This window comes from Trichlorobacter ammonificans (genome assembly GCF_933509905.1).
In the GTDB taxonomy this organism is placed as follows: domain Bacteria; phylum Desulfobacterota; class Desulfuromonadia; order Geobacterales; family Pseudopelobacteraceae; genus Trichlorobacter; species Trichlorobacter ammonificans.
Genome location: NZ_OW150024.1, coordinates 1,250,238 through 1,264,650, shown reverse-complemented (window position 1 = coordinate 1,264,650; position 14,413 = coordinate 1,250,238). Strand labels below are relative to the sequence as shown.

Genomic DNA, 14,413 nt, shown 5'->3' with positions numbered 1-14,413 from the left:
ACCTCATCTTACCTTGAAATCAAAACGGAAACGAGTGGTTTTTTTATTCTCAACGCACCCATCCCGCCGGGTCCACCGGCTTGCCCTGGTGACGTATTTCAAAATAGAGCACTGCTCCCCTGGTGGAGTCGACATCCCCGACGGAACCGATGACATCACCGCGGTTCACCTCTGCCCCCACCTTACGGGATATTTTCGAAGCATGGGCATAGAGGCTGAAATAGCCACCACCGTGGTCGATGATCACCATGTTGCCGTACCCCTTGAAGTAATCGGCAAATATGACGGAACCGTCATAGATCGACCTGATATCACTGCCCAGCGACGCGGCGATGAGCAACCCTTTACTGAACGTAAAGGAGTTGAATTCCGGGTGCTTATGCTTGCCATAGGTCTCGATGACCTCTCCGTTCACCGGCATCCGCATCCGCCCCTTCTGGGACGCGAATCCCCGATCGGGTACTGGTGGCAACTCCGGCAGCGGCTTCCCCTTCTGCACGCCGGTACGGTCCTGTCTCTGGGCCGCGCGCCGGCGGCTCTGGGCCTCAAGCCGCTCAAGCATCGACTGCAGACGCGCCGCATTCGCCTGCAGCGTCCGCAACGACGCTTCGTGCGCCTGTCGGTCTTGGCGGACAGTGGAAAGATGGCTGGCCTTCCTGCTCTTTTCCGCCTCGATTTCCCGTTTTTTTAAGGCGATGTTGTCCTTGATCCGCTCCTTGCGGGAAGCATCGGCTTCAAGGCGCTTCTTCAGCTGCCCCAGCTCTTCAATTTTTTTATGATACTCCTGAAAAACGCGCTTGTCGTTCTCGAGGATTGACCCCATGTAACGGACATTTTCGGCCATCTGGGGGAAGCTGTCAGCGGAGAAGAACAGGCGCAACGCCCCCAGTTCACCGGCTTTGTACAGAGAAACAAGCCGGCGCTCGATCTGGCGTTGCCGGACTTGCGCCTCCTCGGTCACCCGGCCGATCTCCTGCTCGGTACGATGAATTCCTCCCTCGACATCGGAGAGTTCCCGGTCGAGCTGCTTCAGCTCTGCTTCCTTACGGGAAAGGGTGCGGCTGATTTCCTGCAGCTCACTGGAAACCGCAGCCTCAACCTTGCGACTGGTGTTGATCTGTGACTGTTTTTTCCGGATCTCACGTTTGACGCTGCGCAGTTCTTCATGGGGCGTATTGGCAACCGACGCCACCGGCGCAAGCAGGGCAAGACACCAGAGCACAAGTATGAGCCGCCGGGAGATCAACATCAGCAGTTGGTGAGATCGCCGATAAAACGACGCAGTGCCGTCAGGCTGCCCACGATCCCCAGCATGCCGCCGGAAAGAAGCAGGGCGACGCAGTATTCAGGCGGTAAAAAAGCCAAGCCGGCGGTAACAGGATTAAAGGTAAGAAAGTTACCCGAATTGTGCAAAAACAACTCATAGGTGACAAACAGCAGCAGCAGCGACATCAGGCCGCCCGCTATCCCTTGCAACAGCCCCTCCAGCAGAAACGGCATCTTAATGAACATCCTGGTGGCTCCCACCAGGGACATCACTTCCAGCTCGTCTCTCCGGGCGTAAATGGTGAGGCGGATCGTGTTGGAAACGATGAAAACCACTGCCAGCACCAGAAAAGCTCCCAACAAAGCCCCCACCACCCGCATGAAAGTGAGAAAGGTATTGAAACGACGAACCCACTCCTCGCCGTACTGGATCTCTCCCATACCGGGGATGGCGCGCAAGCGGGTTACATATGCCTCAACCGCCTCGCTGCTGCGGCTGTTCTTTTTCAGGGTTATCTCGAACGATGCCGGCAGGATGTCTGCACGTATCCCCTCCAGCAGGGTTTCCTGTCCGCGCAGTCGCCCTTTGAAACGTTTCAGAGCTTCATCCTTGCCGACCCATGCGACACGGGCAGTTCCGCCAAGGCCCATGATCTTGTTTTTCAAATCGCCCTGTTCCTGCGGCGCCAGTTCCCGGTCGAAGTAAACCGTTATCTGTACCTTCTCACTCCAGCTTTCGGCAGCACTCTCCAGGTTGACGAACACCAGGAGAAACAGGGCAACAATCAGCAGGGCAAGGGTGATGGTTCCCACCGTTACCGCGTTGACAAACGTGTTCTGACGCATGTTCGCCACGGCCCGTTTCACAAAATAAGAGAACCGCCCCCCGGCTCCCGTGGATGCCATGGCCGGACGTTTAGCGACTGGCTTCTTCTGCATGACCCGCCTCTCCGGCTTCGACCAGACAGCCGTTTCTCAACACGATGACCCGCTGATGCGTCTGCTCGATCAGGCGTCGGTCGTGGGTAGCCACAATGACGGTGGTCCCCTTGACGTTCGCCTCCTTGAAAATGGAAAGAATCTGCATCTTGTTGGCTTCATCGAGATTGCCGGTCGGTTCGTCAGCCAGCAGGATTCGCGGTTCATTGACCAGCGCCCTGGCCAGGGCCACTCGCTGCTGCTCACCGCCGGAGAGTCGCAACGGCGTCAGCCCCTGCTTACCCTCCATGCCGACCTGCCGCAGGATATGCATCACCCGTTTACCGATATCACTTCCGGAACAGCCGGCAACCTCCAGCGTAATGGCGACATTCTCGAACACCGTCCGGTGGGGGAGCAGCTTGAAATCCTGGAACACCACGCCAATAGTGCGGCGCAGGAAAGGCACCTCGGCCGGCGTGAGTCGACTGATATTCTGGCCGTTCACTATAACCTGACCGCGACTGGGGCGCAGTGCGCCGTAGATGAGTTTCAGCAGGGTGGTCTTGCCGGCCCCGGACGGCCCCGTGAGGAAGAGAAACTCTCCCTTTGCAGCCCTGAAACTGATCGTATCGAGCGCCGTCGCATCCTTCTGGTAGGCCAGCGAAACATTGTGAAACTGGATCATTACAGTCACCACTCGTTCAGATGAGGTTCTTCACTACTATCACAGAGCCGGTTCAAGAACAAACGCAAACCGTGCTGCAAAATGCTCACGGCGCTTTCAGCAGAGCCAGTACTGTAAGGATTCCGCTTACCAGGGCCAGGGTCCCCCACAGCAATGCCGGCTTTGATCGAAACTCCCCTTGTGCGGAAAAAGAGCTGAAAATTCCTACCCAAAAAGCTCCGACCCATCCCCAGAAGGAAAGTGTGCCAACAACGGCCCAGAGCTCAGCGCCCACGACACACTCCCATGCCCAGCAGCTGCTTCAGTTTTAGCTTCCAGACCATGACGATTGCCTCCCGCACGATTCGCTTCGACATTTTTGAGTGGCCGGCCCTGCGATCGATGAAGATAATGGGGACTTCACAGATCCGTGCTCCCAGGCAGTGGGCGTGAAAGTTCATCTCAATCTGGAATGAGTAGCCATCGGAACGCACCCTGTCGAGATCAATACGCTGGATCAGGGAGCGCCTGAAACACTTGAATCCGCTGGTGCAGTCCCTGATTTGCAAGCCGGTGATCAATCGCGTATAGGCGTTTGCAGCGTAGCTGAGCATCAGGCGACGTAGTGGCCAGTTGACCACACTGATACCGTTTAGGTAGCGGGAACCAATAACCAAATCGAAGTCGGCACTTTTTTCGAGAAACAGGGGAAGAATTGTGGGGTCGTGGGAAAAATCGGCATCCATCTCGATCAGCAGGTCGGCGCCGAGGCCCATGGCATACCGGAAGCCGTCACGGTACGCAGAGCCGAGCCCCATCTTGGTTGGTCGATGCAGTACCCTGACGCGCTCGTTTGAGCGGGCAAGCTCATCGGCAAGTCTGCCGGTACCATCAGGGGAGTTGTCGTCAACAACCAGCACCCGCAAGGCTGGATGCTGAACGAGAATCTGGTCGATCAGGCTGCGGAGGTTGTCCTGCTCGTTATAGGTGGGAATCACCACATAGGCGTTTTGCATAATCCGACCGATCTATGCAACAACAAAAGGGCGCTGGAAAGCGCCCTTTTTGAAAATAAATGGCGGGGTTGACGGGGCTCGAACCCGCGACCTCCGGCGTGACAGGCCGGCACTCTAACCGACTGAGCTACAACCCCATTGAAGACATCGAATGCATGAACAAAAGAACAAAACTCGAGAAAGCTACTTGTAGCTACATCGCTGCTATACGAAACTCAGCCTTCTATCGACATTTTCAGCAGCTTCAAATCAAATCGTTGAAGCCGTTTATTTACACGGTTGTCGTTTTCTTTGCAAGAAAAATATTTGCTCCGTAGTGAACAAGGATGCGTTCTCGATCACGCCAGCAAGATGTCGGTTGAGACCAGAGGTCTTGTCCCTGAATCAGGTTACAGCGTTGGATACAATTTCTGCAAATGGGCCTTCATGGCCGGGCTCAACTGCTTGAACAGCCGGGCGTTGTATGATGCATTGTAGGGAACCCCTTTTGAGGTCAGATCGACAAACTGAATGGACGGGTCAGGAGTTCCGGTTTCCAAGGTTTGCACACCAGCCTGCGGCCGGGTTGGATCCATCGTCGGCAAAGGAACTCCAGGACTTAATTGCGCATAGTTGATCGAGTTCGCCCTCAAATCATTGTGCAGTATCTGCTGCGTGGCAATGGCATACTTCCGTGAAGTTGCCGCGGGCGTGCCTTCCTTCACCGCGATATCAACGTTGACCGTTTCTATTGAAATGGAATAGTCACTGTTGATAAAAATTTCAAAGGTACGGAACTGCTGTGGAAAATCACGCAAGGACGAGCTTTCCACCTGCCAGAATCCTTTTTCAGGCGCACTAGCCGGATCAGGGGACACAAAAGCCTTGACTGTATTGAAATGACGATGCCCTGCAATCCACATCAGCAGGTTCGTAGAGCTCTGAAGCTTCGCGACCAGCGCCGTCAGGTTCACTGCATTTGCTGTTTTCGCATTGGCATCGCCGAGCCACCATTCCATTTCAGTGCCGATATTGGAAACACCGATCGGTATGTGCGCAGCAATGATCATCAACTGATTGGCCGCCTGGCCATCATCAAGCTCTGCCTGCAGCCAGGCCCAGCGGGCTGCATCCAGAAAACCGTGACCATGGATATCGAGGGAACCGTCATCTTCCCGCTGTGTGTCATCAAGCACAATCACTTTCAGCGGTACGCTGGACTTGGGCACAAAACTGTAGCAGGCAAAACCGGCCCGGTCAGCAACTGGAATCAGGCCGATATTTTTGTTGGATGCGACAAGATTAAAACCGTGGCCAACCGGTGTTGTGGTTGTTTTGTAGAATTCCTGCATCCAGTCCACCCGGTGCAGAAAACGGCGATTGGGGTCGGCCGCAACTTTCGGGGGTGTGCTGAAGCTTTGAACAGCCCCTGCACCACGAATACTGCCGTACGGGGTTGCCCCATCAATAACACCCTGATAATACTGCTGGTAACTCTGGCTTTTCAGGTTATTGCAGTTGAATAGGGCCGGAAACGTGGCGGTATTGGGGATAAGCACCTCATTGGGTGCAGACCAGATCGTGGTGTTGGTATACGACGCGTCCAGACCGTTTTCATAGACGGGAAATGAACCGATCATGAAGTGGTCGTGGTTGCCAAGGGCCTGATAGAACGGGATCGATTTGTCCAGACCGGCCGCCTTGAACGGCTTCTGATACGCAATACTGTCAGCACCGCGATGATCGCCTGAACTGGGAGTAATCACCTTGCCGTCAATGATGTCGATATACCACCTGAGTTCATTGTACATACCAGAGTTACAGACATCTCCCAGCGAGATGAAGAAATCAAAGGGATCGTTCCTGTGCAGGGCGTTTGCCGTCTGGATGGCAGCATCAAACACCTGGGGGGTATAGAGCATGACCGGCGAGTAGATGGAACTATTCTGCCCGGAATAATCGCTATTTGTCTGCTGGAGGTTGATAAACTGGTTCGGGGCTTCCTTGTCGGTAAGATGGACATCGGTCATGGCAAAGAAGTTCAGCAGCCGCGTTCTTTTGGCGACTGACGCAGCGCTGTAGCCGGTTTGCATAATATCGGTCCGCTGTACTATCGGAAGCGGCGAGTCCACATAGGACCACGTGCCATAGCCCAGCCGGTCATAGTCCTGAACTTGGCACAGTTGATCCCAGTTAAGTGCTGTCCCGCCGTTAGGGCTTTGGGGAGGATTGGGCGTGTGGGGCATACCCGGAGAAAGGCCCGGTGTCGGCGCGGTATACGGAAAAGAGATCATGCGCTGCGTGGTTTTAACCACCGTTGAGTCAATGGGGTAGCCTGACACCTGGGGAAAGCTGCTGGTACTGCCACAGCCGAAACTGAAACTTCCCAGGGAAATACAGGCTGCTGTCCCGGCAGTGTATTTGATAAATTCCCGCCGCGTTACCTCGCCGCCTCGTTTTTGTCCGTTGCCTTGATCACTCATAGGCCTCCCCTTTGGTTGGATTATCAGCTACTTGTTAGTATTCAACCTATCTCAAAGCTCAAAAAGCAAGACTACATCTGCAACTCCTCTTTCTCTTCACTTTGTCGGCGGAAGAAAACATATATCACCAGGGGCGTCACCGAACAACAGAATCGGATAACGGTCCCACCATCTGGGTCAGTGGAGGACTTGCGCACGTTCTAGTCACCGGCTACCAGACAGCGCCAGGCAGGGCGTAGACACCACACCCGGAGCACAAAACAAAAGCCCCTGAAATCCAGGGGCTCTTGAATGCTGTCCAAACAGCGGCGGCTATTAAATTGGTGGGTGAAGAGGGGATCGAACCCCCGACATCCAGCTTGTAAGGCTGGCGCTCTCCCAGCTGAGCTATTCACCCGATACTTCATAACTATGGCGGGGTTGACGGGGCTCGAACCCGCGACCTCCGGCGTGACAGGCCGGCACTCTAACCGACTGAGCTACAACCCCTGAACAGAAAAATCTGGTATAAAATCCGCTTACTTCTTGCTGTTAACTGCGTCTTTCAAGGCCTTGCCCGGCTTGAACTTGGGCACCAGAGCGGCGGGGATGGTGATCTTCTGGCCGGTCTGGGGATTCTGCCCCTTACGGGCAGCGCGCTTGCTGGTGCTGAAGGTGCCGAAACCAACCAGGCTGAGTTTGTCACCTTTTTTCAAAGCGCCGGTAACCGCAGCAATGAATCCTGCCACTGCTTTTTCTGCCTCCACCTTTTTCAGTCCGGCCTTCTCGGCGACAGCCGCAATCAGCTCTGCCTTTGTCACGTTACACCTCCTCTAATTTGTTGATACGTTGGTTGGATTGTTCAAAAGCGAAGAAGTGTTTACCAGATGACCTCAGAACCTGTCAAGCACTAATTCAGTGATTATGCGGCAGCAGGGACAGGCTGAGACTCATGCACCAACAATGGGCGCTCTTTTCGGGCGATCACCTCTTCACTGATCACCACCTCGCGTACCGTATTTTGAGATGGTATGTCGTACATGACATCCAGCATGGCGCTTTCCAGAATGGCCCGCAGTCCACGTGCCCCCGTGTTGCGCTTCAGCGCTTCCTTGGCTATGGTGACCAACGCTCCGTCGGTAAAACGCAGACGCACTCCCTCCATCTCCAGCAGTTTCAGATACTGTTTGATCAAGGCGTTCTTCGGTTCGGTAAGAATCTGGACCAAGGCATCCTCGTCAAGCTCCGTCAGGCTGGCGAGCATCGGCAGTCGTCCGATAAATTCCGGAATATAGCCATACTTCAGCAGGTCTTCCGGCGTCACCTGCAACAGCAGCTCCCCGGCCTTCTTTTCGGTCTTTTTCTTGACGTCCGCCCCGAAGCCGAGGGTCTTTTTGCCGATCCGCTGCTGAATAACCGCGTCAAGGCCGGCAAAGGCGCCACCGCAGATAAAGAGGATGTTGGTGGTATCCACCTTCAGGAATTCCTGCTGGGGATGCTTCCGGCCACCCTTAGGGGGAATGCTGGCGACGGTGCCTTCGATGATCTTCAACAGGGCCTGCTGCACCCCCTCCCCGGAAACATCACGGGTCAACGACGGAGACTCAGCCTTGCGGGCAATCTTGTCGATCTCATCGATGTAGACGATACCTTTCTGCGCCCGTTCCACGTCGTAGTCAGCAGCTTGGAGCAAGCTGAGAATGATGTTCTCCACATCCTCACCCACGTAACCTGCCTCTGTCAGGTTCGTGGCATCGGCCATGGCAAAGGGAACTTTCAGCATCCGGGCCAGGGTCTGGGCCAGCAGCGTCTTGCCGGAACCGGTAGGTCCCAGGATCAAAATGTTACTCTTCTGCATCTCAACATCGCCGGGCTTGGCGGGATGCTCAATCCGCTTGTAGTGGTTATAAACCGCAACAGACAGCACCTTTTTGGCCATCTCCTGACCAATGACGTACTCGTCGAGAAACTCCTTGATCTCATGGGGCTTGGGCAGTTTGGCAACATCGGGCCCCAGGGTATCGTCCATCCGATTCTCTTCTGCAATGATGTCATTGCAGAGTTCGATGCATTCATCGCAGATATAGACCGCCGGTCCGGCAATCAGTTTCCTCACCTCGTCCTGGCTCTTACCACAGAACGAGCAGGTCAAGTGATCACGACCGGTATCACGACGACTCATTCGTCACCTCCACTCTCCTGGCGCCGGATCATGACAGCATCGACCAGTCCATAATCCGCCGCTTCGGCAGCCGACATGAAGTAATCCCGCTCCGTATCCCGCTCGATCCGCTCCACCGGCTGCCCGCAAAGCTCGCCGAGAATCCGGTTCAGCTCTCGCTTCATCCGCAGGATTTCCTCTGCCTGGATCATGATATCCGTCGCCTGTCCCCGGGAACCGCCGGACGGCTGATGGATCATGATGCGGGCATGGGGCAAGGCGAACCGTTTCCCCTTCTGGCCGGCAGCCAGCAGCACCGCTCCCATGGATGCGGCCTGACCGATGCAGATGGTGGAGACCGGCGCCTTGATGTAGTTCATGGTATCGAAGATCGCCATACCGGCGGTCACCACACCGCCGGGAGAGTTGATATAGAGATGAATATCCTTGTCCGGATCTTCCGCTTCGAGAAACAGCATTTGCGCAATGATCAGGTCTGCAACCTGGTCATTGACCTCGCCGCCCAGAAAAACGATCCGCTCCTTCAGAAGACGGGAGTAGATGTCGTAGGCCCGTTCTCCCCGTCCACTTTGTTCAACCACCATCGGTACATACATAGGTTATGCCAGCTCCTGTTACTGTTCCGCCGCCCCGTTCAGCTCGGCGGCATCGACTTCAGAAATCACCGCGTGTTCAAGAAGGAAGGCGATCGCCTTGTCTTCCTTGATCTCCGCAATCAGTGAGTTGTGGGCATTTTTCTGAGCTGCGTAGAAGGTGCGTACCCGCTCAAGCAGGGTCTCGTCTCCCGCGGCGATCTTGGCATAGCGTGCCTCAAGATCATCGTCGGCCACGACAATATTCTCCTGCTCCACCAGTGCCATCACCAGCAGGCCCCCCTTGACCTTCTGGGTTGCCTCCGGCCAGAAACGCGCCCGGAAGCCTTCTTCGTCAAGCCCCATCATCTCCAGGGACATGTTCTGTCCCTTCAGGCGGTTCTTCATATTCTCCAGCATGAAGTCAGTCTGCCGGCGCACCAGAGCATCGGGCACCTCCAGCGGATTCTGCTCGATCAGTGCATCAATGATGCGGACCTTAAGGTCGTTTTCGATCCGCTCCTTCATCTGGGTCTCCCGGATTTCCGCCAGCTTGCCGCGCATCTCGGCCAGGGTTTCGAATTCGCCGAACTGTTGGGCAAACTCGTCGTCAAGTGCGGACAGTTCCTTCTTCTTCATCTCCTTCAGCGTCACCGTGAAGACGGCTCCGGAACCGGCAAGCTCCGGGTTACCATGGCTGTCCGGCAGAGTCACCGCAATCTCCTTGGTCTCCCCAAGGGCCATACCGGTCAATCCTTCTTCAAGGCCGGGCAGCAGGGTACCTTTCCCCACCTCGACCTGCGCGTCCTGACCACTGGAATCCTCATCCGGGTGCCCCGGTACCGCAAAAGAGTAGTCAACGGTCAGCACCATTCCGGCCTCGACCACCCCCTCTTCAACCGGCAGCAACTGCGCCATGTTCTCGCGCATCCGTTCAATTTCAGCGTCAACCGCGGCGGCATCGGCGGCATAGCGTTCCTTCTTCACCGCAAGCCCTTTGTAATCTTTCAGGAGAATTTTGGGCATAACTTCGATCAATGCCGAATACTTGAACGGCGTGCCCTCTTCGATCAGGGACATATCCTCGATCAACGGTGCATCAACCGGCTCAAGCTTGTTGTCGGTGAGGGCCGGAAAGAGGGTCTCTTCATAGAGGCGGCGCATGACCTCGTCCTGCATGGCGGCCCGATAATATTTCTTGATCATGGCCAGCGGCGCCTTGCCCTTGCGAAAACCGGACAGAGTAGCCTTCTTCTGGATGCTCGCAAAGGAGCGATCGATGGCGGCGGAAACCCGCTCGGCAGGAACCTCTACATGTATCTTGCGCTTGACGTCATTGATCTCTTCAACCTGAACCTGCATCTGTACTCCTCACCTAAAATGGAATTTTTTATGCTGTAACTTGGTGCGAGAGAGGGGAGTTGAACCCCTACGGTTGCCCGCCAGATCCTAAGTCTGGTGCGTCTGCCAATTCCGCCACTCTCGCCAAGAAAAATCGAATTTTTGAAATTAGTCAAAACGAAATGATTCGTCAAGAAGAAAAGCGAGGATTTCCGCTGTGTTTTGGCTAGAGAAGCGACTCCTGTTGCGCATCACTGCCGCCCCATCACGCTACGGCACCACTCACTGCCCGAGCACCACAACGCATCACCTCCAGGCCCGGGCTTCTCTTTTCAGATACCCGTCACATGATACCCGGCATCGACATAATGAACCTCGCCGGTCACGCCGGATGCCAGATCACTGCAGAGGTAGAGGGCCGACTTGGCCACCTCTTCCTGGGTAATGTTACGACGCAGGGGTGCCCGCTCCTCCACCGTGGACAGTATCTGGTTGAAACCGGCAACCCCGGCAGCTGCCAACGTCTTGATCGGCCCGGCCGATATAGCGTTGACCCGCACACCATCCTCACCCATACCGACGGCCAGATAGCGCACCGACGCTTCAAGAGCAGCCTTGGCAACACCCATAACATTATAATTGGGGAACACCTTTTCGGCGCCATAATAGCTCATGGCCAGTGCGACGGCGTTCCGTCCGGCCATAAGCGGTTGCGCCTCCTTCAGGAGCGCGATGAAGGAGTAGGCACTGATATCAAGTGCCATCGAGAACCCCTGGCGGGTCGTGGAGAGAATGCTTCCCTTCAGCTCCTCCTTGTCGGCAAACGCCACGGAGTGGATCAGAATATCGATCCCTCCCCAGCGCTCGTCGATGGCGGACATAAGAGTGGCAATCTCTTCATCGCTGGTCACATTGCAGGGTGCAACGGTCGCCCGGATCGACTCAGCCAGGGGTCTCACCCGTTTCTCAATGGCCTCCCCGGCATAGGTCAACAGCAGCTCGGCTCCTTCAGCATGAAACAGCCGGGCGATCGCCCACGCAATGCTCTTCTCGTTCGCAACTCCCAGCACCACCACCTTTTTACCCGCAAGCAGCCCCATCTACCCCTCCTGGTCCGATTTGGGAACAGTCTGTTCAGAGGAGACGGACGACGGTGATGGAGGGGGCAAACAGTGTAGACGCTTCTCCAACGCGGCAATACGCTGCGACAACTCCTCCAGAATCACCCTGGACTCCGCCAGACGGTTGCGCAGGGATATCAGCAGTATCGGCAGACTCAGCCAGACCGCCATGCACAACACCCCCAACAGCCCCCCCATGATCATGAGCCCACCGGCAACCTCCACTGCAGCTCCCCCTTGTGTATCCGTTGAATTTTCAGTGCCTATAGCACACCTGAGCACAAATGGCAAACGAGCAAAATGTATGGGAAATGCCGCAAAAAATATGCTATAGCTAAGCAATCATGCACCAGATGATCCCTATTGCATCCCCCTTATTCCTATCCGGTTCCCACCTGGAAGGTCCCCCTTCCTGGCAACAACTTTTCGGGAACGACAATCCGCTGGTCCTGGAAATTGGTTGCGGCGTCGGCGATTTTGCCGTGCAGATGGCTGAGCGCAATCCACAGTGGAATTACCTGGCCCTTGACTTTTACAACAAGGGGTGCCTGAAAACCTGTAACCGGGCAGAGCGGCTCGGCCTGAACAACATCAGGGTTATACGGGATGAAGCGCGCTCGTTTGTGCAGCGCTGTATTGCTCCCGCTTCACTCAGAGCCCTGTTCATCAATTGTCCCGATCCCTGGCCCAAACGCCGTCAGCGCAAACGACGTCTGGTCAATGACGCCTTTCCCGATTTCATCAACGCTTATCTCCAACCCGGTGCAGATTTCTTTTTCGCCACCGACTTCGACGATTACGGTATCGACGTCGCCCGCATCCTGGCAGATCATCCGCAGTTTGAAAACATGCTGACTCCTGACCCGTGGCGGCACGATCTTGACGGGTATCCCCGCAGTAAATACATGCGCAAGTTCATGGCAGAGGGTAAACAGATTTATTTCGTCCACTACCGGGCACTGCCGGCAGAAAGGAAGGAACCTGCATGAATGATCAGGACTCGTCGCGTTCCGTTAACCTTTTCAGACCCTTGAAGGGAGTCATGGCCCGGGAGGTACGCCTGATTGCCATCCTGTTGACTCCCTGCCTGCTGGCGGTATTCGTCAGCCAGTTCGGCATCCTGTTGCTGGCAAAGTCCGCCTGGGGGAGTCTTCTGAACGAGTTCATCGTATTCAACCTGCCGATCCCCTATTGGCTGACCGGACAGTTCCTGCCACTCTGGTTTATTCTGGTCGGCGTCGGCTTCAACCTCTGGGTGGACCGCAACGAGGATCGCCACATGGAAGCGATCCGTTACCGTGCCAGAGGACGCCGCAGGGAGGAGATGAACTGATGCACGCTCAGGATATTCATACGACTCCCCTCGCCATAGTCATCGGCATGTTCGTGCTGTTCATCCTGGGCGGCCTGACGCATAAGCTGCGCCAGCACCCGGAAAACTACGGATTCGGCGGCAGCTACACCGGCTGGCTGGGCAGCGGGGCTGCCATTGCCAGCAACTGGATGAGCGCGGCAAGCATCATGGGGCTTGCCGGCATCTTCTACCTGAAAGGTTATTACGCGCTGGCCTTCGTTATCGGCTGGACCGGCGGCTACATTCTGCTGCTGCTGCTCATGGCCAACCAGATTCGCCGTTTCGGCAAGTTCACCGCCCCCGACTTCGTCGGTTTTCGTTATGAATCAGAAACCGCCCGCACGGTGGCTGCACTAATTTCTATAGTTATTTCAATAATTTACTGCGTAGCGCAGTACCGGGGAATTGCCCTGCTGGTCTCCTGGATTTTCGGCATCGACTATCGTTCGGCCCTGCTGCTGGGCGCCGCCATCGTGGTCGGCCTGATCGTCATTTCCGGTGCTCTGGGAGTCGTACGCAACCAGAAGCTGCAATACTTCGTTCTGATCACCGCCTTCGTCCTGCCGCTCATGTACCTGAACCGGCAACTGGGCTATTTCTGGCTGCTTCCCCAGTTCGGGTACGGCGAGGCTATGATTGACCTGCAGAGTCATTTCGGCTTCTTCTGGGCCGAGCCGTTTACTACGGTTTCCATCTATCATTGGCTCGCCCTCTGCTTCACCCTGATGTTTGGTACCTGCGGCCTTCCCCATGTCCTTTCCCGTTTTTATCTGGCTCCGCGCATGCGAGACGCCCGCTGGGGAGTTGTCTGGGGACTGTTCTTCATTTCGCTGATCTACTGGTCCGCACCGGCCTACGGTGTGTTGACCCGCCTTCTGGATGCTTACTCCGGCACCCCTTTCAAACCGGCCGACCCCGCCACCGCCGACTTGGTCATCCTCCATGCCGCCATTCAAACCGGCCTGCCGGAATGGCTGGTAGGCCTGCTGGTTGCGGGAGGGATGGCAGCGGCATTCTACGCTGTCTCCGGCCTGCTGCAGAGCGGTTCGGCCGCCTTTGCCTACGACATCTATCCCCGTCTGTTGCGTCCTGCAGCTACGGAGCAGGATAAACTGATGGTGGCCAAAGGGTTTTTCCTGCTACTGGCAGTCATTGTGTTACTGCTGTCACTGAATGAAGTCGGGATGATTGCGGAAATCGCTGCCGTGGCCTTTGCCCTTGCCGGCAACACCATCTTTCCGGCATTCCTGCTGGGAATCTGGTGGAGCAGGACCAATGCGGCCGGTGTCATTTCCGGCATGGTACTCGGTGTTTTCATCACCTTCATCTCGCTGTTTCTGGGAAACACTTTTCCGATCGTGAGGACACTCTTTCCGCTTACCTCATCGGCTTTTCTGGGAGCGCCGCTGGTGATCCTCACCATGATCGTGGTTTCCCGCCTGACACCCCCTCCTTCCCGGGAAATCGTCACCTTCCTGGTCCGTGACGTCCACGATGCCGGTGACGCACCGTGACCCTGCGCAGGCCGATGGCAT

General features: G+C 55.9%; 14 protein-coding genes and 4 tRNA genes. 3 read left to right on the top strand and 15 right to left on the bottom strand.

What is annotated here, in order from left to right:
• Positions 1-49 precede the first annotated feature (49 nt).
• The 15 genes from RAK07_RS05740 to RAK07_RS05670 form a co-directional block, all read right to left on the bottom strand.
• The gene (locus tag RAK07_RS05740) at positions 50-1,249 is read right to left on the bottom strand and encodes a murein hydrolase activator EnvC family protein (RefSeq protein ID WP_305731880.1); all 1,200 of its coding nucleotides are present in this window, start codon (positions 1,247-1,249) and stop codon (positions 50-52) included.
• The gene (ftsX, locus tag RAK07_RS05735) at positions 1,249-2,205 is read right to left on the bottom strand and encodes a permease-like cell division protein FtsX (RefSeq protein WP_305731879.1); all 957 of its coding nucleotides are present in this window, start codon (positions 2,203-2,205) and stop codon (positions 1,249-1,251) included. The genes RAK07_RS05740 and ftsX overlap by 1 nt, the downstream gene beginning before the upstream one ends.
• Positions 2,183-2,872: a cell division ATP-binding protein FtsE gene (gene ftsE / locus RAK07_RS05730; protein ID WP_305731878.1), complete on the bottom strand. Its 690-nt coding sequence runs from the start codon at positions 2,870-2,872 to the stop codon at positions 2,183-2,185. The genes ftsX and ftsE overlap by 23 nt, the downstream gene beginning before the upstream one ends.
• Before the next feature lie 263 nt (positions 2,873-3,135).
• Positions 3,136-3,867 carry a polyprenol monophosphomannose synthase gene (locus RAK07_RS05725; RefSeq protein ID WP_305731877.1) on the bottom strand — a complete coding sequence of 244 codons (732 nt, stop codon included), beginning with the start codon at positions 3,865-3,867 and terminating at the stop codon, positions 3,136-3,138.
• 60 nt (positions 3,868-3,927) lie between these two features.
• A tRNA-Asp gene (locus RAK07_RS05720) sits at positions 3,928-4,004 on the bottom strand.
• 252 nt (positions 4,005-4,256) lie between these two features.
• The gene (locus RAK07_RS05715) at positions 4,257-6,329 is read right to left on the bottom strand and encodes a TIGR03768 family metallophosphoesterase (protein ID WP_305731876.1); all 2,073 of its coding nucleotides are present in this window, start codon (positions 6,327-6,329) and stop codon (positions 4,257-4,259) included.
• A 321-nt stretch (positions 6,330-6,650) separates the two neighbouring features.
• Positions 6,651-6,726: transfer RNA gene (locus tag RAK07_RS05710), tRNA-Val, on the bottom strand.
• A 15-nt stretch (positions 6,727-6,741) separates the two neighbouring features.
• Positions 6,742-6,818 (bottom strand) — tRNA-Asp (locus RAK07_RS05705).
• 29 nt (positions 6,819-6,847) lie between these two features.
• On the bottom strand, positions 6,848-7,129 hold the full coding sequence (locus RAK07_RS05700) for an HU family DNA-binding protein (protein WP_305731875.1): 282 nt from the start codon (positions 7,127-7,129) through the stop codon (positions 6,848-6,850).
• Positions 7,130-7,230: 101 nt separating this feature from the next.
• Positions 7,231-8,490, bottom strand: coding sequence for an ATP-dependent Clp protease ATP-binding subunit ClpX (gene clpX, locus RAK07_RS05695; RefSeq protein ID WP_305731874.1), 1,260 nt, complete (start codon positions 8,488-8,490; stop codon positions 7,231-7,233).
• Positions 8,487-9,086 (bottom strand): ATP-dependent Clp endopeptidase proteolytic subunit ClpP, encoded by a 600-nt coding sequence (clpP, locus tag RAK07_RS05690; protein WP_305731873.1) that lies wholly within the window; start codon positions 9,084-9,086, stop codon positions 8,487-8,489. The genes clpX and clpP overlap by 4 nt, the downstream gene beginning before the upstream one ends.
• 18 nt (positions 9,087-9,104) lie before the next feature.
• Positions 9,105-10,424, bottom strand: coding sequence for a trigger factor (gene tig / locus RAK07_RS05685; RefSeq protein WP_305731872.1), 1,320 nt, complete (start codon positions 10,422-10,424; stop codon positions 9,105-9,107).
• A 41-nt stretch (positions 10,425-10,465) separates the two neighbouring features.
• A tRNA-Leu gene (locus RAK07_RS05680) sits at positions 10,466-10,548 on the bottom strand.
• Between the two features lie 187 nt (positions 10,549-10,735).
• Entirely contained in the window at positions 10,736-11,503 is a 768-nt protein-coding gene (locus tag RAK07_RS05675) for an enoyl-ACP reductase FabI (protein ID WP_305731871.1), read from the bottom strand.
• Positions 11,504-11,749 (bottom strand): hypothetical protein, encoded by a 246-nt coding sequence (locus RAK07_RS05670; protein ID WP_305731870.1) that lies wholly within the window; start codon positions 11,747-11,749, stop codon positions 11,504-11,506.
• Positions 11,750-11,868: 119 nt separating this feature from the next.
• Here RAK07_RS05670 and trmB point away from each other — a divergent pair, with 119 nt between their 5' ends.
• Genes trmB through RAK07_RS05655 form a run of 3 tightly spaced genes read left to right on the top strand, consistent with a single transcriptional unit; the run spans position 11,869 to position 14,392 of the window.
• Positions 11,869-12,513: a tRNA (guanosine(46)-N7)-methyltransferase TrmB gene (trmB, locus tag RAK07_RS05665; protein WP_305731869.1), complete on the top strand. Its 645-nt coding sequence runs from the start codon at positions 11,869-11,871 to the stop codon at positions 12,511-12,513.
• A complete protein-coding gene (locus RAK07_RS05660; RefSeq protein ID WP_305731868.1) occupies positions 12,510-12,857 on the top strand; it encodes a DUF4212 domain-containing protein in 348 nt (115 codons plus the stop codon). Before trmB ends, RAK07_RS05660 begins: the two co-directional genes overlap by 4 nt.
• Positions 12,857-14,392: a sodium:solute symporter family transporter gene (locus RAK07_RS05655; RefSeq protein WP_305731867.1), complete on the top strand. Its 1,536-nt coding sequence runs from the start codon at positions 12,857-12,859 to the stop codon at positions 14,390-14,392. Before RAK07_RS05660 ends, RAK07_RS05655 begins: the two co-directional genes overlap by 1 nt.
• The last annotated feature ends 21 nt before the right edge of the window (positions 14,393-14,413 follow it).

Coding starts and splice junctions, on each gene's coding strand:
- RAK07_RS05655 (WP_305731867.1), top strand. CDS start 12,857: ATGCACGCTCAGGATATTCATACGACTCCCCTCGCCATAGTCATCGGC.
- ftsE (WP_305731878.1), bottom strand. CDS start 2,872: ATGATCCAGTTTCACAATGTTTCGCTGGCCTACCAGAAGGATGCGACG.
- RAK07_RS05725 (WP_305731877.1), bottom strand. CDS start 3,867: ATGCAAAACGCCTATGTGGTGATTCCCACCTATAACGAGCAGGACAAC.
- RAK07_RS05675 (WP_305731871.1), bottom strand. CDS start 11,503: ATGGGGCTGCTTGCGGGTAAAAAGGTGGTGGTGCTGGGAGTTGCGAAC.
- RAK07_RS05660 (WP_305731868.1), top strand. CDS start 12,510: ATGAATGATCAGGACTCGTCGCGTTCCGTTAACCTTTTCAGACCCTTG.
- RAK07_RS05715 (WP_305731876.1), bottom strand. CDS start 6,329: ATGAGTGATCAAGGCAACGGACAAAAACGAGGCGGCGAGGTAACGCGG.
- clpX (WP_305731874.1), bottom strand. CDS start 8,490: ATGAGTCGTCGTGATACCGGTCGTGATCACTTGACCTGCTCGTTCTGT.
- trmB (WP_305731869.1), top strand. CDS start 11,869: ATGCACCAGATGATCCCTATTGCATCCCCCTTATTCCTATCCGGTTCC.
- ftsX (WP_305731879.1), bottom strand. CDS start 2,205: ATGCAGAAGAAGCCAGTCGCTAAACGTCCGGCCATGGCATCCACGGGA.
- clpP (WP_305731873.1), bottom strand. CDS start 9,086: ATGTATGTACCGATGGTGGTTGAACAAAGTGGACGGGGAGAACGGGCC.
- RAK07_RS05740 (WP_305731880.1), bottom strand. CDS start 1,249: ATGTTGATCTCCCGGCGGCTCATACTTGTGCTCTGGTGTCTTGCCCTG.
- tig (WP_305731872.1), bottom strand. CDS start 10,424: ATGCAGGTTCAGGTTGAAGAGATCAATGACGTCAAGCGCAAGATACAT.